Annotated in this window: 15 protein-coding genes and 3 tRNA genes; 16 read left to right on the top strand and 2 right to left on the bottom strand. The window is 61.0% G+C overall.

The window, feature by feature from the left end:
• The first annotated feature begins 9 nt into the window (after positions 1 to 9).
• The 3 genes from asd (at position 10) to BLS60_RS10785 (ending at position 5249) form a co-directional block, all read left to right on the top strand.
• Positions 10 to 1122, top strand: coding sequence for an aspartate-semialdehyde dehydrogenase (gene asd, locus BLS60_RS10795; protein ID WP_070881871.1), 1113 nt, complete (start codon positions 10 to 12; stop codon positions 1120 to 1122).
• 133 nt (positions 1123 to 1255) lie between these two features.
• Positions 1256 to 2266 (top strand): aspartate-semialdehyde dehydrogenase, encoded by a 1011-nt coding sequence (locus BLS60_RS10790; RefSeq protein WP_092367764.1) that lies wholly within the window; start codon positions 1256 to 1258, stop codon positions 2264 to 2266.
• A gap of 148 nt (positions 2267 to 2414) precedes the next feature.
• On the top strand, positions 2415 to 5249 hold the full coding sequence (locus BLS60_RS10785; RefSeq protein WP_092367761.1) for a FimV/HubP family polar landmark protein: 2835 nt from the start codon (positions 2415 to 2417) through the stop codon (positions 5247 to 5249).
• Between the two features lie 193 nt (positions 5250 to 5442).
• Here BLS60_RS10785 and BLS60_RS10780 read toward each other — a convergent pair whose 3' ends face one another.
• Positions 5443 to 5880, bottom strand: a complete 438-nt coding sequence (locus tag BLS60_RS10780) for a hypothetical protein (RefSeq protein WP_092367758.1) — start codon at positions 5878 to 5880, stop codon at positions 5443 to 5445.
• A 280-nt stretch (positions 5881 to 6160) separates the two neighbouring features.
• Here BLS60_RS10780 and truA point away from each other — a divergent pair, with 280 nt between their 5' ends.
• From truA to glpT, 13 genes are all read left to right on the top strand, one after another.
• Positions 6161 to 6991 carry a tRNA pseudouridine(38-40) synthase TruA gene (truA, locus tag BLS60_RS10775; protein ID WP_092368218.1) on the top strand — a complete coding sequence of 277 codons (831 nt, stop codon included), beginning with the start codon at positions 6161 to 6163 and terminating at the stop codon, positions 6989 to 6991.
• A gap of 92 nt (positions 6992 to 7083) precedes the next feature.
• Entirely contained in the window at positions 7084 to 7716 is a 633-nt protein-coding gene (locus BLS60_RS10770; RefSeq protein WP_092367755.1) for a phosphoribosylanthranilate isomerase, read from the top strand.
• 172 nt (positions 7717 to 7888) lie between these two features.
• Positions 7889 to 8773 carry an acetyl-CoA carboxylase, carboxyltransferase subunit beta gene (accD, locus tag BLS60_RS10765; protein WP_070881876.1) on the top strand — a complete coding sequence of 295 codons (885 nt, stop codon included), beginning with the start codon at positions 7889 to 7891 and terminating at the stop codon, positions 8771 to 8773.
• Complete coding sequence (gene folC / locus BLS60_RS10760) at positions 8770 to 10077, top strand: bifunctional tetrahydrofolate synthase/dihydrofolate synthase (protein WP_092367752.1); 1308 nt, start codon at positions 8770 to 8772, stop codon at positions 10075 to 10077. The genes accD and folC overlap by 4 nt, the downstream gene beginning before the upstream one ends.
• A complete protein-coding gene (locus BLS60_RS10755; RefSeq protein ID WP_092367749.1) occupies positions 10061 to 10702 on the top strand; it encodes an SPOR domain-containing protein in 642 nt (213 codons plus the stop codon). Before folC ends, BLS60_RS10755 begins: the two co-directional genes overlap by 17 nt.
• 79 nt (positions 10703 to 10781) lie before the next feature.
• On the top strand, positions 10782 to 11348 hold the full coding sequence (locus BLS60_RS10750; protein WP_070881879.1) for a CvpA family protein: 567 nt from the start codon (positions 10782 to 10784) through the stop codon (positions 11346 to 11348).
• A 28-nt stretch (positions 11349 to 11376) separates the two neighbouring features.
• Positions 11377 to 12882: an amidophosphoribosyltransferase gene (gene purF, locus BLS60_RS10745; RefSeq protein ID WP_070881880.1), complete on the top strand. Its 1506-nt coding sequence runs from the start codon at positions 11377 to 11379 to the stop codon at positions 12880 to 12882.
• 66 nt (positions 12883 to 12948) lie between these two features.
• Positions 12949 to 14160, top strand: a complete 1212-nt coding sequence (locus BLS60_RS10740) for an O-succinylhomoserine sulfhydrylase (protein WP_092367746.1) — start codon at positions 12949 to 12951, stop codon at positions 14158 to 14160.
• A gap of 3 nt (positions 14161 to 14163) precedes the next feature.
• Positions 14164 to 14922 (top strand): SDR family oxidoreductase, encoded by a 759-nt coding sequence (locus BLS60_RS10735; protein ID WP_092367743.1) that lies wholly within the window; start codon positions 14164 to 14166, stop codon positions 14920 to 14922.
• 99 nt (positions 14923 to 15021) lie between these two features.
• Positions 15022 to 15097 (top strand) — tRNA-Val (locus BLS60_RS10730).
• Positions 15098 to 15132: 35 nt separating this feature from the next.
• Positions 15133 to 15209 (top strand) — tRNA-Asp (locus BLS60_RS10725).
• A gap of 96 nt (positions 15210 to 15305) precedes the next feature.
• Positions 15306 to 15382, top strand: a tRNA-Asp gene (locus tag BLS60_RS10720).
• Between the two features lie 321 nt (positions 15383 to 15703).
• Positions 15704 to 17044, top strand: coding sequence for a glycerol-3-phosphate transporter (glpT, locus tag BLS60_RS10715; RefSeq protein ID WP_070881883.1), 1341 nt, complete (start codon positions 15704 to 15706; stop codon positions 17042 to 17044).
• Positions 17045 to 17248: 204 nt separating this feature from the next.
• Here glpT and BLS60_RS10710 read toward each other — a convergent pair whose 3' ends face one another.
• Positions 17249 to 20383, bottom strand: a complete 3135-nt coding sequence (locus tag BLS60_RS10710; protein WP_092367740.1) for an efflux RND transporter permease subunit — start codon at positions 20381 to 20383, stop codon at positions 17249 to 17251.
• Between the last annotated feature and the right edge of the window lie 7 nt (positions 20384 to 20390).

The raw sequence follows: 20390 nt of genomic DNA, 5'->3' as shown, positions 1-20390 counted from the left end.
GTAGTGGTTATGAAACGTGTAGGTCTTATCGGTTGGCGTGGCATGGTTGGTTCCGTGCTCATGCAGCGCATGCTGGAAGAACAGGATTTCGATCTGATCGAACCGGTGTTCTTCACCACTTCCAACGTCGGCGGCCAGGGTCCGGCCATCGGCAAGGAAACCGAGACGCTCAAGGATGCCTACAGCATCGAAGAGCTGAAAGGTCTGGACGTGATCCTCACCTGCCAGGGTGGCGACTACACCAATGAAGTCTTCCCGAAGCTGCGCGAAGCCGGTTGGAAGGGCTATTGGATCGATGCGGCGTCCTCGCTGCGCATGGCCGACGACGCGGTGATCGTCCTCGACCCGGTCAACCGCAAGGTCATCGACCATCAGCTCGACCTGGGTACGCGCAACTACATCGGCGGCAACTGCACCGTCAGCCTGATGCTGATGGCGCTGGGCGGCCTCTACGAAGCCGGCCTGGTCGAGTGGATGAGCGCCATGACCTATCAGGCCGCTTCTGGTGCCGGTGCGCAGAACATGCGTGAGCTGATCAAGCAGATGGGCGCGGTCAACGCCAGCGTCGCCGATGAGCTGGCCGACCCGGCCAGCGCCATCCTCGACATCGACCGCAAGGTCGCCGAGGCCATGCGCGGCGATGCGTTCCCGGTCGATAACTTCGGCGTGCCGCTGGCCGGCAGCCTGATCCCCTATATCGACAAGGAACTGCCCAACGGCCAGAGCCGCGAAGAGTGGAAGGCCCAGGCGGAAACCAACAAGATTCTCGGCCGTTTCAAGAACCCGATTCCGGTCGACGGCATTTGCGTGCGCATCGGCGCCATGCGCTGCCACAGCCAGGCGCTGACCATCAAGTTGAACAAGGACGTGCCGCTGACCGACATCGAAGGGCTGATCAGCCAGCACAACCCCTGGGTCAAGCTGGTGCCGAACCACCGCGAAGCGAGCATTCGCGACCTCGGTCCGACGGCAGTCACGGGTACCTTGAGTGTGCCGGTCGGCCGTCTGCGCAAGCTCAATATGGGTTCGCAGTACCTCGGCGCCTTTACCGTCGGTGACCAGTTGCTGTGGGGCGCGGCCGAGCCGCTGCGGCGCATGCTGCGGATTCTGCTGGAGCGTTGATCGTCACGAGCGCGCCGCAAGCGTGCAGTGAGGGGCGGGTAGAACGGTGTCGCTAGCGATTGCCGTCGCCCGCCCCTCTGCTTTTCGGTAGAGTGCCGAGTCTGTTTCAGCCATCGAGCATCAGACGCCCCTCATGACTTCTACCTTTGCTATCGCCATCGTCGGCGCCACCGGCAGTGTCGGCGAATCCCTTCTGCAAATTCTCGAAGATCGCGGGTTCCCGGTGGGTGACCTGCACTTGCTCGCCAGCAATGAATCGGCGGGTCGAACGCTCCCTTACAAGGGCCGCAATCTGCGCGTTAGGGCCGTCGAGGGTTTCGATTTCAAAGCGGTGCAGTTAGCGTTTTTTGCTGCGGACCAGAGCGTGACCCTGGCCCATGCCGATGCGGTGCGCAAGGCAGGATGTTCGCTTATCGACCTGTCTGGCGCATTGTCGGCAGAGCAGGCGCCGCGAGTGGTGCCAGAGGTCAACGCGGCAATACTGGAAGGGCGTACGGCGCCGTTGGCACTGACCAGTCCGTCTTCGGTAGCTGTGGCGGTCACGTTGGTGCTCGCCGCTCTGCGCGATCAGGTGCAGGTCGATCGACTGGTGATCAACGCCGCGCTGGCAGTGTCCAGCCGCGGCCGGGAAGGTGTCTCGGAGTTGGCACGGCAAACTGCCGAGTTGCTCAACGGCCGTTCATTCGAACCGCGCCTGTTTGATCGGCAGATGGCCTTTAACGTGCTCGCCCAGGTCGACGAGCCGGATGCCGACGGGCATGGCCTGCTGGAGCGCCGCATCAACCAGGATATCAAGGCTCTGCTCGACAACGCCTCGCTGAGCGTTGCTGTCAGTTGTCATCAGGTGCCGGTTTTCTTCGGCGATAGTTTGAGTGTGACCGTGCAGGCGTCTACACCTGTAGAAGTGAATCAGGTGATCGCCGCTCTGGATGCCGCGAGCGGTATCGAGCTTGTCGAGGCGGGCGACTATCCGACCGTCATCGGTGACGCAGTTGGCCAGGACGAGATATATGTAGGGCGCGTACGGCGTGGTTTGGATGACCCCTGCGAGCTAACTTTGTGGATTGTGTCTGATAACGTGAGAAAAGGTGCGGCTTTGAACGCCGTGCAACTGGGCGAGTTATTGATAAAACACTATCTGTAAAAGATACTTATCCGGACATGTGAAGATCTATTCGAGCTTGGCAGCTATTGAGCGCGCTGATCGCTGGCTGGGGGGCCTGTAAAAGGGGGCAGCCAGCGATCACCAACCCTCTCGTTGTGCGAGAGCAGTTAACACAAAGGAAAAGGCTATGGTTCGGGTTCGTAAACTGGTACTGGCTATCGCTGCGGCGACGGCGCTGTCTTCCGGTATGGCGCATGCGCTGGGTGTCGGCGAGTTGACACTCCAATCGTCTCTGAACCAGCCGCTGGTGGCTGAGATTGAGCTTCTGGACGTTCGTGACCTGTCGGCGGCAGAAGTACGCCCGACGCTGGCGTCGCCAGAAGAATTCAACAAGGCCGGGGTGGACCGCCAGTACTTCCTGACCGACCTTACCTTCACGCCGCTCGTCAAACCGAATGGCAAGAGCGTGATTCGCGTCACCTCCACCAAGCCGGTTCGCGAACCCTATCTGAATTTCCTCGTGGAAGTGCTGTGGCCCAATGGTCGACTGCTGCGTGAATACACGCTGCTGCTCGATCCGCCGCTTTATTCCCCTCAGGCCGCTGCCGCACCGCAGTTGCCGGTTGTTGCGCCAGCGCCGGTACCGCGCCCAGCACCGAATGCCGCCCCGCGTGCTACTGTCCCGGTTACCAGTGCCCCTGCTGCACCGCGTGCCGCCAGCGCCGGTGGTGACTACCGCACCAACGCCAACGACACGCTCTGGGAAGTCGCCCAGCGTGCCGGCGGCAGCGGCAGCGTCCACCAGAAGATGCTGGCCATCCAGGATCTCAACCCGAACGCGTTCATCGGCGGCAACATCAACCGCATGAAGAGCGGCCAGGTGTTGCGCCTGCCGGATGACCAGCAGATCGCTAGCCGCTCCCAGGCGCAGGCACTGGCCCAGGTCAACGAGCAGAACAGCTCCTGGCGCCAGTCGCGCAGCGCACCAGCGGCGGCCGGCACTCGGCAGATCGATGCCACCCGTCGCACCGGTGCTGGCGCAGCACCTGCTCAGGTGCCGAACGAAGACAAGCTCAAGTTGCTCGCTGCGGATGCTGGCAAGGCCACCTCTGGCAGCGAAAACGGGGCGAATAACAGCGCTGCGTTGAGCAATCAGCTGGCGGTCACCCAGGAAAGCCTGGACTCGACCCGTCGTGAAAACGATGAGCTGAAAGACCGTATGAATGACTTGCAGAGTCAGCTCGACAAACTGCAGCGACTTATTCAGCTCAAAGACAATCAGTTGGCCAAGCTGCAGGCGGACGTCTCTGCGCCTGCCGGGCAAGCTGCCGGCGCCAGCGAATCTGCCGTTGCCGCTCCTGCAACTGGCGAGCTGCCTGCCGATCCGGCGGCTAGCTCTGCCGAGGCAGGGGCTGACGCCGCTGCGAATGCCAACGCACCGGCTGCGCCAGTGGATCCGGTAACCGAAGCGCCGCAGGCTGGTGCAGAGGTCGCGCCAGGCGCTTCGGTTGATGGTACTGCTCCGGCTGAAGAGCCTGCAGCTCCCGCGCAGCCAGTACCCAGCGAACCGGCTGCACCTGTCGTTGCCGAGGCACCTGAGCCGGCAGCTGCCGCGCCCGAGCCCGTTGAAGAAGACAGTGCCCTCGACAACCTGCTGGCCAACCCGATGTTGCTCGGTTTGATCGGCGGCAGCCTGTTGCTCGCGTTGTTGCTGGTGCTGTTGATTCTGTCGCGCCGTAATGCGCGCAAAGAAGCCGAGCAGGAAGAAAGCCTGGCGGTGTATCAGGAAGACACCCATCGTTTCGACAGCGATATGGAATTGCCTGCCGACAGCCTGAACGATCTGCCTGATGATCGCGCAACGCTGCTGGCACCGGTCGGTGAAGAGCGCGTTACCGCGCAGACCGGCGATGCGCTGGGCGAAGCCGATATCTACATTGCCTACGGCCGCTTCAATCAGGCCGCGGAATTGCTGCACAACGCCATCAACGACGAGCCGCATCGCACCGATCTGCGCCTGAAGTTGATGGAAGTCTATGCCGAGCTGGGCGACCGAGATGGGTTCGCTCGTCAAGAAAGCGAGCTGCGTGAGATTGGCGGCGCCCATGCTGAAGTTGAGCAGCTGAAAAGCCGCTACCCGGCCATGGTGATGCTGGGTGGCGCCGCGGCGCTGACCAGCACTGCCACCGCTGCCGACGACCTTGATTCTTTCAGCCTGGATGACCTGACGCTGGAGGAGCCTGCGCAGCCAGTTGCATCGCAGCCTGCTGATGATTCGTTCGATCTCGATCTGGATGCACTCGAGGCCGAGTTCGCAGCGGACCCGCTACCGCAGGCGCAAAGTGCTGATCGTTTCGATGAAGTCGACACCCTGAGCCTGGACTCTGATCTGGACTTGCAAACGCCGCAACAGCCGGTCGCCAGCAAGCGCGAAGACGATGCGTTCGACATTGATTTCGGCAGCGAAACCGATAGTCGCCAGGACCTGGGCGGCGAGCTGGCGGATTTCAGCCTCGACCTGGACTCGCCGGCAACGCCCGTCGCCAAGGAAGATGAATTCCTGCTGAGCCTTGACGATGATGCCGATAAGTCGCCAGCCAACGATGATCAAAATGATTTCTCCTCGGCGCTGGCCGGCGAGAAAGCCAAGGATGATTTCGATTTGCCAGCCGATTTCGACCTGTCACTCAATGACGAACAGCCAGCGCCAAACAGTGGGGCCAGCTTCGCCGCTCAGCTTGATGACGTGACTGCCGAACTGGACCAGTTGGCCGAAAGCATGGAGCAGCAAGGTAAGCTTGAGCCAGAGTATCTGCAGGCGGATACGTCGTCGCTTGATGATGACGAAGAGTTCGACTTCCTCTCAGGCACCGACGAGACGGCTACCAAGCTTGATTTGGCGCGGGCCTACATCGATATGGGCGATTCCGAAGGCGCGCGTGACATCCTCGATGAGGTGATTGCCGAAGGCAACGAAGGTCAGCAGCAGGAAGCACGTGAGCTGATCGGCAAGCTGGTTTGATGTCTATCTGACGTGCCATCGACGGCAGCCGAAATGGCTGCCGTCTTTGTTTCTGAGGTCCGCTAAGCACACGCCTTTCATCGCTATCGCGTTCTCAGCTGTCTTGGCTTCGCTTGGGTTGAGCGTTGGTAGAATCAGAACCCGAATAAAAAGCCCCGCATTTTGCGGGGCTTTTTATTCGGGTTCGCGCTAGTCAAACGGCGGTCGATTTGGGGTAGCTGGTCTTGTATCGCGTCAACTCGTCCTTGCCCGGCTGGCGATAAGGAGTACCTGGGCCGTCGTTGGCAATGAAGAACGTGTCCGACGAGGGGTGCTTTGCGGCCGCCTTGGAAACCGTGTCGAGTGGAGTCCAGGGCAGTACGACTGAGCCTTTCTGGAATGATGTGCAGCCATTGATAGAGGCGAGGTAGAGCTTCTTTACCGGAGCTCCTGGTAGGGCAACTGTCGCTTCGCGCTCTTCAAGTAGTCGCTTGGCAACGGCCGCGCCCAGCAGTCGTTCAATGGGGGCGGTCAGGCTATCGATGTTGCCCGGGACCGCCACCAGCGTGTGATCATTCTTGTTCATGGCTACCCGCAGGACCCTGGCGAATTCGTCCGGGTAAAAGCCGTGCTTAACCGTGTGATACATCATATTCCGCATCCTTACGTTGATAATTCCTGTTGATAAAATAATACCTGAACCATCAGCCTGCAAGGCGGTATTCGCTGGGCGGCTGCGACTGATGTTCTGCGTTCGCAATAGGGCAAAAGGGACCTTTGATTGCCTGGGGCCGGCGAAGAAAGGCGGTGTCGTTCCCCCAACTAAAACCTCGCCCCGCGTGTTGCTGCGTTTTGGCAGCGGTATAATTGGCGTAACTGCGAAACTACCTGGTCCTGATTTTTTGATTACTAAAAACATGTCGGCAGCCGAAATGGCTGCCGTTGGCATCTATAAGATAGCCTTGGGCGTCGAATACCGTGGCGCGCGCTATCGTGGCTTTCAGCGCCAGCGTGACGGTGTTCCGTCTATCCAGGCTTCGCTCGAGAAAGCCCTGTCCAAAGTCGCCGGAGGCGCGCCTGTGACGCTGAGCTGTGCGGGGCGTACCGATGCCCTGGTGCACGCCAGCGGCCAGGTGGTGCACTTCGACACCACGGTCGAGCGCTCGATGCATGCGTGGGTAATGGGTGCCAACATGAACCTGCCCGGTGACATCAGCGTGACTTGGGCCAAGGCCATGCCGAAGCACTTCGATGCACGCTTCTGCGCCATGGCGCGACGCTATCGCTATGTAATCTATAACGACCAGATCCGCCCGGCGCACATGGCCGAAGAGGTGACCTGGAATCACCGTCCGCTGGACATTGAGCGCATGCGCGAGGCCGCGCGGGTATTTATCGGTACGCACGACTTCAGCGCGTTCCGAGCCCGGCAGTGCCAGGCGAAATCACCTATCAAGACGGTGCATCATCTTGAGCTGCTGCAGCACGGGCGCTTTATCGTGCTGGATATTCGTGCCAATGCATTCCTGCACCACATGGTGCGTAACATTGCTGGCGTATTGATGACTATTGGTGCGGGCGAACGACCTGTGGAGTGGGCGGGCGAGGTGCTGGCAACCGGCGTGCGGCGTACTGGCGGCGTGACGGCTCACCCCTATGGGTTGTACCTGGTGCAGGTCGATTACCCGGCGGAGTTCGAGCTGCCGACGCGTTATCTGGGACCGCACTTTCTCTCCGGACTTCGAGACGTCGCAGCCCCATAGCAAGCGGCGGAGCAAGGCGCGGCCAGTAATTAATGGCCCCATGCCGGTCGGTCATTTGTTACCATTCGGCATTTCGCGGAGGTATTCGTCCGTTGTCAGTTGTTCGCTGCAAGATCTGCGGGATTACCCGTCTCGAGGATGCACTGGCCGCAGTGGCTGCTGGTGCAGACGCTATTGGCCTGGTGTTCTATGCGCGCAGCCCGCGGTCGGTGTCGATCGAGCAGGCTCGTAGCATCGTTGCCGGATTGCCGCCGTTCGTTACTACGGTTGGTCTGTTCGTGGACATGCCGCAAGCCGAGATCGAACAGGTGCTGGCAGCCGTGCCGCTGGACCTGCTGCAGTTTCACGGCGATGAAAGCGCAGCCGATTGCGATGCATTGAAACGACCCTACATCAAGGCGCTGCGTGTTCGCGCGCAGGATGACGTGACGGCTCTGGTCGATGCCTATCCCGATGCGCGTGCCGTGTTGCTCGATACCTTTGTCGATGGCGTGCCCGGCGGAACCGGTCAGGCGTTCGATTGGGCGCTGGTGCCCGCGCGCCTTGGCAAGCCGGTGATCCTCGCCGGAGGCCTGACACCCGAAAATGTCGCTGCGGCCATCGCTCAGGTGCAACCTTACGCGGTGGACGTCAGCGGTGGCGTGGAATTGGCCAAGGGCATCAAGGATGCGGCCAAGGTAAAAGACTTTGTACGTGCCGTGCGGACGGTCGAGGGCTCAATGTGACGGCGCCGCTTGGCGAACCGTCCATACTCCTATCGCCGCAACGAGTGCGCGCTTTTTTCGTGGTTGGGCTAGGTGGCGGGCTTGATGCCGGCCCCTGTCCTGACCACTTTTTGAATTCGCTTGTCATGTGCAGCAAGCATGTTGAAGCCTACAGCGTTGGAGAATCGAGAGCATGAGCAACTGGCTGGTAGACAAACTGATCCCATCGATCATGCGTTCAGAGGTCAAGAAGAGTTCGGTGCCAGAAGGTCTTTGGCACAAATGCCCGTCCTGCGAGGCCGTGCTGTACAAGCCTGAGCTGGAAAAGACCCTGGATGTTTGCCCCAAGTGCAACCACCACATGCGTATCGGTGCTCGTGCACGCCTGGACATCTTTCTTGACGCGGATGGCCGCGAGGAAATCGGCGCCGATCTGGAACCGAATGATCGCCTGAAATTCCGCGACAGCAAGAAGTATAAAGATCGCCTGGTCGCTGCACAGAAGCAGACTGGCGAGAAGGACGCGCTGATCTCCATGAGCGGTACGCTGGAAGGCATGCCGATCGTGACCTGTGCGTTCGAGTTCTCCTTCATGGGTGGCTCGATGGGCGCCATCGTCGGGGAGCGTTTCGTGCAGGCCGCCAATGTGGCCCTGGAAAAACGCTGCCCATTCGTGTGCTTCGCTGCTTCCGGTGGCGCGCGCATGCAGGAAGCACTGATCTCGCTGATGCAGATGGCCAAGACCTCCGCGGTACTGGCGCGTTTGCGTGAAGAAGGCATTCCGTTCATTTCCGTGCTGACCGACCCGGTATACGGCGGCGTATCCGCCAGCCTTGCCATGCTGGGTGACGTGATCGTTGCTGAGCCGAAGGCGTTGATCGGCTTTGCTGGCCCACGTGTGATCGAGCAGACCGTTCGCGAGAAGTTGCCAGAAGGCTTCCAGCGCAGCGAGTTCCTGATCGAGCACGGCGCCATCGACATGATCATTCATCGCGCAGAGCTGCGTTCGCGCCTGGCTCGTTTGCTGGCGCAATTTACCCATCAGCCATCCCCTGCAGCGTTGCCGGTCACGGCATGACCCAGCGCTCCCTGGCCGAGTGGCTGGCGTATCTGGAGCGTTTGCACCCCAGCGCCATCGACATGGGCCTGGAGCGCTCCCGCGAAGTAGCCGGGCGGCTGGGCCTTTCTCGGCCTGCGCCGAAGGTGATTACGGTTACTGGCACCAACGGCAAGGGCTCGACCTGTGCCTTTCTGGCGTCGCTGTTGCGTGCCCAGGGGCTCAAGGTCGGCGTATACAGCTCGCCGCACTTGCTGCGTTACAACGAGCGTGTGCAGATCGACGGCCAGCAGGCGAGCGATGAAGCTCTTTGCGAAGCCTTCACTGCCGTTGAGGCCGCTCGCAGCGATACCTCGCTGACCTATTTTGAAATGGGCACCCTGGCAGCTTTCTGGTTGTTCGAGCAGGCGTCGCTGGATGTCGCAGTGCTGGAAGTGGGCTTGGGTGGTCGCCTGGATGCGGTGAATTTGATTGACGCCGATCTGGCGCTGATCACCAGTATCGGCGTCGATCACGCCGACTGGCTGGGGGATACCCGTGAGTCGGTGGCGTTCGAGAAGGCCGGTATCCTGCGCCCTGGCATGCCAGCATTGTGCGGGGACTTCGATCCGCCGCTGCCTTTGCTGGAGCGCGTGGCTGAGGTGGACGCGCCGTTCTTCCTGCGCTGCCGCGATTTCGACCTGAGTATTGGCGAGCGCCATTGGAGCTGGTACGGGCTGACAGCTCGTGGCGAGGTGTTGCGTCTGGCCGACCTGCCGTTGCTCGATCTGCCGATGGAAAACGCCGCCTTGGCCTTGCAGGCCTATGCCTTGCTTGATCTTCCCTGGGATAGCGATTGCATCGCCTCGGCGTTGCAAGCGACTAAGGTGACCGGACGCCTGGACCGTCGCCGCTTGAACTGGCAAGGCAAGTCCCTCACTCTGTTGCTCGATGTAGGGCACAATCCCCATGCTGCGCAGTTTCTCGCGGGTCGCCTGCAGGTGAGTCAGCCTGCTGGCAGGCGCCTTGCCGTGTTTGGCCTGTTGGCCGACAAGGATCTGCCCGGTGTGGTGGCGCCTTTGCTGGCCGAAGTGAAGCACTGGGCCGTGACGCCGCTGCCGACCGAGCGCTCGCGCTCTGCGCCCGAGCTGCACGGCCACTTGCTGGCCTGCGCAGCGCAGGCCGAGATGCACGCTGATGTTGCCAGTGCGTTACAGGCGCAGTGCGAGCGTGCCGTGGAAGGGGACGAAATTCTGCTCTTTGGATCTTTTTTCTGCGTGGCCGAAGCCCTGATGTGGCTGGAGCGTCACGCCCAGGAGGGTGTGCAGGATGGCAATGCTGGATAGCGGAACGAAGCAACGTATCGTCGGGGCTCTGGTGCTTGTTGCGCTGGCCGTGATCTTCCTGCCGATGCTGTTGTCCCGGCCTGACGAGTTGCGTCATGTTGTCGTGGATGCACCGACCATTCCGGCCAAGCCGGTAGTGCCGGAAATCGAGATGCAGCCGGTGATCGTCCCGGATCCGCAGGAACTGCCGCAAGAGCCGGTGCCAGGCGACAGCAATGCTGCCGATCAGGCTCAGGCCCAGGCGCCGGTGGAGCAGCCTATCGCCGAGCTGCCTGCGCCCGAAGCACCGGCAGCAACTGCTGCGCCGCAGCCTACCCCCAGCAAGCCCGCGGAAGTGGCGCCGCCTCCGCAAAAGGCGCCCGCTGAACGATTGGATGTCAACAGCCTGCCGGTAAGCTGGTCGGTTCAGCTGGCCAGTCTCTCCAGTCGTCCGGGTGCCGAGACGTTGCAGAAAACCCTGCGTGCTCAGGGTTACAACGCCTATATCCGCAGTGTCGACGGCATGAACCGGGTCTTCGTCGGCCCTCTGATCGAGCGGGTCGAAGCTGATCGCCTGCGTGATCAGCTCAATCGTCAGCACAAGCTAAATGGCTTTGTGGTGCGCTTCCAGCCGGAAAGCAACTGACATCACATCCGTATCTGCGCTTAACCGATGGATCGGGCTCTGCTAAAATGCAGCGCCTCTTCTATCGGTAGCCTGCATCGTGGCATTCACTTGGGTCGATTGGGCGATCATCGCCATCATCGTCGTATCGAGCCTGATCAGCTTGAGCCGTGGCTTCGTCAAGGAAGCCTTGTCGCTGGTTACCTGGATTATCGCCGGTGTGGTGGCCTGGATGTTCGGCGGCGCGCTTTCTCAGCACCTTGGCGCGTATATCGACACCCCATCTGCACGCGTCATCGTTGCTTGTGTCGTGTTGTTCGTGCTGACGCTGCTGGTCGGCGCGCTGATCAACTACCTGATCGGTGAGCTGATTAGGGTAACCGGCCTGTCTGGCACTGACCGCTTCCTGGGTATGGTGTTTGGCGCTGCCCGTGGGGCGTTACTGGTCGTGGTAGCGGTTGGGCTGTTGAGCCTGGCGCCTGTGGAACAGGACGTCTGGTGGCAGCAATCGGCACTGATTCCGCATTTCCTATTGGTTGCAGACTGGTCGAAGAACCTCATATTGGGGATGTCCAGCGAGTGGTTGGCGAGTGGTATTCGCGAGCCGGTCGAACTGCCGTTCAAAGATGTGCTGTCGGGCTCCATTCCCGTTGGCACTGGTAATTAGTCGTTCCACTGAGTAGGGGTTGCGTCACATGTGTGGCATTGTCGGTATCGTCGGTAAATCGAACGTCAATCAGGCGCTGTATGACGGCCTGACCGTCCTGCAGCACCGCGGCCAGGATGCTGCCGGTATCGTCACCAGTTACGAAGGACGGCTGTTCCTGCGCAAGGACAACGGCCTGGTGCGCGATGTGTTCCAACAACGGCACATGCAGCGCCTGATCGGCCACATGGGCATCGGTCACGTGCGCTACCCCACTGCGGGCAGCTCCAGTTCGGCCGAGGCTCAGCCGTTCTATGTCAACTCGCCCTATGGCATCACCCTGGCGCACAACGGCAACCTGACCAACGTCGAACAGTTGGCCAAGGAAATCTACGAATCGGATCTGCGCCACGTCAACACCAACTCCGACTCGGAAGTGCTGCTCAACGTGTTCGCACACGAGTTGGCCGTACGCGGCAAACTCAATCCCAGCGAAGAAGATGTTTTCGCCGCGGTCAAGGACGTGCACAAGCGCTGCCGTGGCGGTTATGCAGTCGTAGCGATGATCACCGGTTATGGGATCGTCGGCTTTCGCGACCCGAACGGTATTCGTCCGATCGTCTTCGGTCAGCGTCATACCGATGAGGGCGTGGAGTACATGATCGCCTCGGAAAGCGTGGCGCTCGATGTGCTTGGCTTCACCCTGATCCGCGACCTGGCGCCTGGTGAAGCGGTGTATATCACCGAGGAAGGCCAGCTGCACACGCGTCAATGCGCACCGAATCCGCACTACGCACCGTGCATCTTCGAGCACGTTTACCTGGCGCGTCCGGATTCGATCATGGACGGTGTCTCGGTCTACAAGGCGCGCCTGCGCATGGGCGAGAAACTGGCCGACAAGATCCGTCGCGAGCGCCCCGAGCATGATATCGACGTGGTCATCCCGATCCCCGATACCAGCCGTACCTCGGCGCTGGAGCTGGCTAATCACCTTGGTGTGAAATTCCGCGAAGGTTTCGTCAAGAACCGCTACATCGGCCGTACCTTCATCATGCCGGGCCAGGCTGCGCGCAAGAAATCGGTGCGCCAGAAGCTCAATGCCATCGAGCTGGAGTTTCGTGGCAAGAACGTGATGCTGGTGGACGACTCCATCGTGCGTGGCACCACCTGCAAGCAGATTATTCAGATGGCCCGTGAGGCCGGTGCCAAGAACGTGTACTTCTGTTCTGCAGCGCCTGCCGTGCGTTATCCGAACGTGTATGGCATCGACATGCCAAGCCCCCATGAGCTGATTGCCCATGGTCGCACCACCGAGCAGGTGGCTGAACTGATCGGTGCCGACTGGCTGGTGTATCAGGATCTTGATGATCTGAAAGAGGCCGTTGGTGGTGGCAAGATCAAGATCGAGCATTTCGATTGCGCGGTGTTCGATGGTCAGTACGTCACGGGTGACATTGACGAGGCCTACCTCAATCGCATCGATCTGGCACGTAATGACGGGTCCAAGACCAGTCAACAGGCGGTCAGTGAGATCATCGATCTGTACAACAACTGATTGGTAGACAATGCGTAAATATCCGGGCCCATGTGGCCCGGACTGGTTTCTGGACGAGGACGCGATATGACGCAGGAATGGGATGCTGGTCGGCTCAACAGTGATCTGGACGGTGTCGGCTTTGACACCCTGGCAGTGCGTGCCGGGCAACACCGCACGCCCGAAGGTGAACACAGCGAGGCGCTGTTCCCCACCTCCAGCTACGTATTCCGCACTGCCGGCGATGCCGCTGCGCGCTTCGCGGGTGAAGTGCCGGGCAACGTCTATTCGCGTTACACCAACCCGACGGTGCGCGCCTTCGAGGAGCGCATTGCCGCGATGGAAGGCGCCGAGCAGGCTGTCGCCACGGCTTCGGGTATGTCGGCGATCCTGTCGATCGTGATGAGCTTCTGCAGCGCTGGCGATCATGTGTTGGTGTCGCGCAGCGTCTTCGGTTCAACCATCAGCCTGTTCGAAAAGTACCTCAAGCGCTTCGGTGTTCAGGTCGATTACGTGCCGTTGGCTGATCTGCAGGCCTGGGCCGGGGCGTTCAAGCCCAACACCAAGCTGCTGTTCGTCGAGTCGCCGTCCAACCCGTTGGCCGAGCTGGTAGATATCGCTGCATTGGCCAAGATCGCTCACGAGCACGGCGCGCTATTGGCCGTCGACAACTGCTTCTGCACGCCAGCGTTGCAGCAGCCTTTGAAGCTCGGTGCGGACATCGTCATGCACTCGGCGACCAAGTTTATTGATGGCCAGGGCCGTGCCATGGGTGGTGTGGTGGCCGGTAGCACCAAACTGATGACCGACGTGGTGGGTTTCCTGCGCACCGCCGGGCCGACGCTGAGCCCATTCAATGCGTGGATCTTCCTCAAGGGCTTGGAGACCTTGCGCATTCGCATGCAGGCGCATTGCAGCAGTGCCCTGCAGCTGGCGCAGTGGCTGGAGCAGCAGGACGGCATCGAGCACGTGTATTACGCTGGTCTTGCCAGTCATCCTCAGCATGAACTGGCTGCGCGCCAGCAAAGCGCCTTCGGCGCGGTGGTGAGTTTTGAAGTGAAGGGCGGCAAAGAGGGCGCCTGGCGTTTCATCGATGCCACTCGAGTTATTTCCATCACCACTAACCTCGGTGATACCAAGACCACCATCGCTCATCCGGCGACCACGTCTCATGGTCGCCTGTCGCCCCAGGAGCGCGAGAGTGCGGGTATTCGCGACAACCTGATCAGGGTTGCGGTCGGCCTGGAGGATGTTGCCGATCTCAAGGCCGACTTGAGTCGTGGCCTGCAGGCGCTTTGAGCAATGAGCAGTGAAGTCGCCCCAGGGCGGGTCGCGCTGGTTACCGGCGCTGCCCGTGGCATTGGCGAGGGTATTGCCCGTTGGCTGCTAAGCCATGGCTGGCGTGTAGCCCTTTGTGATCTGGCTGAAAGCCGGGGCCTCGAAGTGGCGACAGCGCTCGGCGACGAGGCGCTGTTCGTCGCCATGGATGTCGCCGATGAAGCTCAGGTCGAGCGCGGTGTTGCAACGGTTATCGAGCGGTTTGGCAGGTTGGACGCGCTGGTCTGCAACGCCGGCGTGGCCAGCCCCCACAGCGGCCCGCTGAACACGTTGTCGCTGGATAATTGGAATCAAGTGCTGGCGATCAACCTTGGCGGACCAATGTTGTTGGCCAAGCACTGCGCAGCGCACCTGCGCGCCAGGGGTGGCGCAATCGTCAACATGGCGTCGACCCGAGCCAGTCAGTCCGAGCCTGAAAGTGAAGCCTATGCTGCCAGCAAAGGTGGGCTGGTGGCGTTGACCCATGCGCTGGCGGTCAGTCTCGGTCCGGCCATACGGGTAAATGCCGTGAGCCCCGGCTGGATCGACTCCCGAGACTTCGAACAGCGTGCTGACGAACCGTTGAGCGCTGATGATCATGCGCAACACCCCGTCGGCCGAGTCGGCCGGGTGGACGATGTGGCGGCGCTGGTTGCCTGGTTATTGTCGGATGAGGCGGGGTTTGTGACCGGGCAGGAGTTCGTCACCGATGGCGGTATGACGCGCAAGATGATCTACCGCTGAAGGCGGGCAGGGTGCATGGCGTCTTTTTAGAAAAAAATTCAATAGCGGCCTTGACTTAGGTGAGGCCGCCGCGTAAATTTCGCCTCCTCGCAAGGCAATGGGTGATTAGCTCAGCCGGGAGAGCATCTGCCTTACAAGCAGAGGGTCGGCGGTTCGATCCCGTCATCACCCACCATTCCCTTGAGAGATTGGACGCAAGTCCACCGACGCGCAGCGGTAGTTCAGTCGGTTAGAATACCGGCCTGTCACGCCGGGGGTCGCGGGTTCGAGTCCCGTCCGCTGCGCCATATTTTCCATCTCTGCACCCTGTGTTGAGGTGTGATACGAAAGCTGCTTTCGTATCTGACGAAGCAAGAGTTGTTCGGACGCAAGTCCACCGACACGCAGCGGTAGTTCAGTCGGTTAGAATACCGGCCTGTCACGCCGGGGGTCGCGGGTTCGAGTCCCGTCCGCTGCGCCACATCCACCTGCCTCGAGCAGGTTTCCTGAAAAGCGGCCGTTGGCCGCTTTTCTTGTTTCTGCCCCTCCATCTAATTTCGTTGAATGCACGAATCGCCCCAGTCGAGCGTGATTCTTGACTGCTGACTGCTGCCTGTTATCGCCCTGTGATAATGGCCCAGGTGCAATTAGGGCCTTTTTTCCGATTCGCTCATCTCTGTTCGAATTCCAACAGCTTCTTGTCTTTACCGCTTCAGTTGCGAGTGATATTTTCGCTAATGAAAATGTCATACAACTGTCACATTCGTGTGCGCAGCTAAAAAACAAGAACTGGAGTCTCTGGATGTTCGCCTTCTTCCGTCCTGCCCCGCATCGGGAAACCTTGCCCGATGAACAAATAGATAGCACCTACCGCCGCCTTCGCTGGCAGATATTCGCCGGGATATTCATCGGCTATGCCGGTTACTACCTCCTGCGCAAGAACTTCTCGCTGGCCATGCCCTTCCTCATCGAGGAAGAGGGCTACACCCGAGGCCAGCTTGGCTTGGCCATGTCGGCTATCGCTATTTCCTACGGCTTGTCGAAGTTTCTTATGGGGCTGGTATCCGACCGCTCCAATCCGCGCTATTTCCTGCCATTCGGCTTGCTGGTGTCAGCGGGCGTGATGTTCGTTTTCGGTTTCGCGCCTTGGGCAACCTCCAGCGTGACCATGATGTTCATCCTCCTGTTCATCAACGGCTGGGCGCAGGGTATGGGCTGGCCACCGAGTGGCCGAACCATGGTGCATTGGTGGTCGCAGAAAGAGCGCGGCGGCGTAGTGTCGGTGTGGAACGTCGCGCACAACGTCGGCGGTGGTCTGATCGGGCCACTGTTCCTCGTCGGCATGGGCTTGTTCAACGACTGGCACGCGGCGTTCTATGTACCGGCTGCAGTCGCGCTGCTGGTCGCAGTGTTCGCCTTCATGACCATGCGCGATACGCCGCAATCGGTCGGCCTGCCGCCCATCGAGCAGTACAAGAACGACTATCCCGAGGGCTACGATGCTAGCCACGAGAAGGAATTCAGTACCAAAGAAATCTTCGTCAAGTACATCCTGCGCAACAAGATGCTCTGGCTCATCGCCTTTGCAAACGTGTTCGTTTATCTGCTGCGCTATGGCGTGCTGGACTGGGCGCCGACCTACCTCAAAGAGGTCAAGCACTTTACGGTCGACAGCACCTCGTGGGCGTATTTCTTCTACGAGTGGGCAGGTATTCCCGGCACGCTGCTGTGCGGCTGGATGTCGGACAAGGTGTTCCGTGGTAACCGTGGTCTGACCGGTGTGGTGTTCATGGCATTGGTGACGGTCGCAACCGTGGTGTACTGGCTCAACCCACCGGGCAACCCGATCGTTGACATGGTCGCGTTGTTCTCCATCGGCTTCCTGATCTATGGTCCGGTCATGCTGATCGGCCTGCATGCGCTGGAGTTGGCTCCGAAGAAAGCGGCGGGTACTGCTGCAGGCTTCACAGGTCTGTTCGGTTACCTGGGCGGGTCGGTCGCAGCGAGTGCCGCCATGGGCTACACCGTTGACCACTTCGGCTGGGATGGCGGTTTCGTCCTGCTGATCGGCGCGTGCCTGCTGGCGATCGCGTTCCTGATCCCGACCTTGTGGCACAAGCAGATACCGAGTGAAGAGCGGTGATGATCAGCTAGGCCGTCACTGATATGGGCGCGGCGCGGGCATAGGCCGCGCTGCACCTTTCTTCGGTGAACGCATCGCTTGAAAAAACGGGACGCCGGTCATTGATCGGCGCCCCGTTTTTTTTGCCCACTTCGCTCTGTAGAGCCGCGGGCGGTCGAGGCTCCCGCCTACACGGGAGCCGCTGCGCTTTCAGGCTTCGTTCACTCAGCTTTTTGCCGATTGGTCGTCGGTGTGTTTGCCGTGCGGCTCTCGACGCAGCAGCGACAGCACCCAAGTGAAGAAGATCGGCACGAAGATCACCCCGAGCAACGTCGCGCTGAACATCCCGCCAATGACGCCCGTACCGATGGCGCGCTGGCTGGCAGCGCCAGCGCCGGTGGCGATAACCAGCGGTACCACGCCGAGCATGAAGGCCATGGAGGTCATGATGATCGGCCGGAAGCGCAGGCGGGCTGCTTCGATGGCTGCGTCACGCAGGGAGTAGCCGTCTTCCCAGAGGTCCTTGGCGAACTCGACGATGAGGATGGCGTTCTTCGCCGCCAGGCCGATCACGGTGATCAGGCCGACCTTGAAATACACGTCGTTGGGCAGGCCGACGGCGGTCACCGCGAGCACCGCGCCGAGGGCGCCGACCGGTACGATGAGCATCACCGCCAGTGGAATCGCCCAGCTCTCGTAAAGCGCGACCAGCAGCAGGAACACCACCAGAATGGCCAGCGCGAAGAGGATCACCGCCTGACCACTGGCGACCTTCTCCTGATAAGACAGGCCCGTCCATTCGTAGCCGATGCCTTCCGGCAGGTCGCCGGCGATGCGCTCCAGTTCGGCCATCGCCTCGCCGGTGCTCACGCCAGGGGCGGCGTCGCCGGAAATGCGGATCGAGGGATAGCCGTTATAGCGTGCGACCTGTACCGGCCCTTGCTCCCACTGGGTGGTCACGAAGGCGCTGAGCGGCACCAGGCTGCCGCTGTCGTTGGGCACGTGCAGCTTGAGCACGCTGTCTGGCGTCATTCGCGCGCCTTGCTCGGCCTGCACGACCACGCGCTGCTGGCGCCCGGCGTTGGCGAAATCGTTGATCACCGACGAACCGAACGCGGTGGACAGCGCACTGCTGATCGACTCGAAGCTCACGCCCTGAGCGCGTGCCTGGTCGCGGTCGATGACCAGCCGCAGCTGCGGCGCCTCGGCCAGACCTTCCATCATGCCGTAGAGGAACAGCGGGTTACCGTTGACCTTGCCGAGCACTTCGTCACGCGCGGCGAGCAGCGCCTCGCGGCCGAGGCCGGCGCGGTCCTGCAGGCGCAGGGAGAAGCCGCCGGAGTTGCCCAGGCCTTCGATCGGCGGCGGTGGAACGGCCATCATCGCGCCGTCATCAAGGTTGGCGAAGCGACCGTTGACTGCCGTGGTTTCGGCCTGCACCGACTGCTCCGAGCTGCGTTCAGACCAGTCCTTGAGCAGCGGAAAGGCGATGGCGGCGTTTTCGCCCATGCCCGAGAAGCTGAAGCCCAGTACCACAAAGGAGGTGGCCACAGCTTCGCGCGAGGCGAGGAATTGCTCCAATTCTTTGGCGGTCGACGAGGTGCGCTCGCGGGTGGCCCCCGGCGGCAACTGGATGTCGACGATCATGTAGCCCTGGTCCTCGACCGGCACGAAGGATTCCGGCAGGCGCAGGTAGAAGAAGCCCATCAGGATCACGATGCCCAGGTAGATGAACATGAAGCGCCCGGCGCGCGGCACCAGCTTGCTGTTGAGTTTCGTGTAACGTCCGGTCAGCCCGGTGAATTTGCGGTTGAACCAGCCGAAGAATCCGCTTTTTTCGTGATGCCCCTTGGGAATCGGCTTGAGGATGGTGGCGCACAGCGCAGGCGTGAAGGTCAGCGCCAGGAAGCCAGAGAACAGGATCGACACCGCCAGCGACAGCGAGAATTGCTGGTAGATCACACCCACCGAGCCGGACATGAACGCCAGCGGCAGGAACACCGCCGACAACACCAGGGTAATACCCAGGATCGCCCCGGACACCTGTTCCATCGCCTTGATGGTCGCCGGCACCGGGTCCAGCCCTTCTTCGGCCATGATCCGCTCGACGTTCTCGACCACCACGATGGCATCGTCGACCAGGATGCCGATCGCCAGCACCATGCCGAACATGGTCATCATGTTCACCGAGAAACCGAGCAGGTACATGAAGGTCAGCGTACCGAGCAGGCACACCGGCACCACGATGGACGGAATCAGCGTGTAGCGCACGTTCTGCAGGAACAGGAACATCACCAGGAACACCAGCACCATGGCCTCGAGCAGGGTCATGATGACCTTGTCGATGGCCACATCGACGAACCGCGAGGTGTCGTAGGGCATGGAGAACTGCACGTTGTCCGGAAAGTTGGCGGACAGCTCGGTGAGGCGCTGCTTGACCGCTTCGGCGGTCTGGATGGCGTTGGCGCCCGGGGCCAGCTGCACGGCCGCAGCGACGGCCGGTTTGCCGTCCTGGCGCGAGCCGAAGTTGTAGTCCTGGCTGCCGATTTCGATGCGTGCGACATCGCCCAGGGTCAGGCGCGAGCCGTCCTGATTGGCGCGCAGCACGATGGCGGCGAATTCCTCCGGATTGTCCAGAGTGCCCTTCACGGCCAAGGTAGCGGTCAGCTCCTGCTCCGCGGTGCCTGGCGTGCTGCCGAAAGCGCCCGCCGGCACCTGCACGTTCTGGGCGCGAATGGCGTTGTTGACGTCGTCGATCGACAGGCCGTAACCGACCAGCTTTTGCGGGTCGATCCACACGCGCATGGCCGCTTCGGAGGCGAAGAACTGCAGTTTGCCGACGCCCGGCACGCGGCGAATTTCGTTGTTGATATTACGCGCGGCGTAGTCGGCCAGCGCAGTGGTGTCGTCGTCAGCGCCACCGTCCTTGTAGCTCAGCGCATAGATCAGCAGAAAGCCGGCGGTGGCCTGTTCGGTCTGGATGCCGAGCGTGAGCACGGCCTGGGGCATGCGCGCCTCGGCACGCTTGAGACGGTTCTGGACGTCGACCTGAGCCAGCTCCGGGTCGGTGCCGGGCTGAAAGGTGACGGTGATTTCAGCGATGCCGTTGGCGTTGCTGGTGGACTCGAAGTACAGCAGGTTCTTCGCGCCATTGAGCTCTTCCTCGATCACGCTGGTGACCGAGTCGGTCAACACCTGCGCCGAAGCACCTGGATAGGTCGCGGTTACGGTGATCTGCGGCGGCGCTACGTTGGGGTACTGCGCAACCGGCAGAAACGGAATGGCCAGCAGCCCGGCCATGGTGATGAACAAGGCGACTACCCAGGCAAAGTTGGGGCGCCGGATAAAAAACAGGGACATGTCGTTG

It is taken from the genome of Phytopseudomonas seleniipraecipitans, from assembly GCF_900102335.1.
Lineage (GTDB): Bacteria > Pseudomonadota > Gammaproteobacteria > Pseudomonadales > Pseudomonadaceae > Aquipseudomonas > Aquipseudomonas seleniipraecipitans.
Note: the sequence above shows the minus strand (reverse complement) of the source record. Positions and strands in the feature narration are given on the sequence as shown.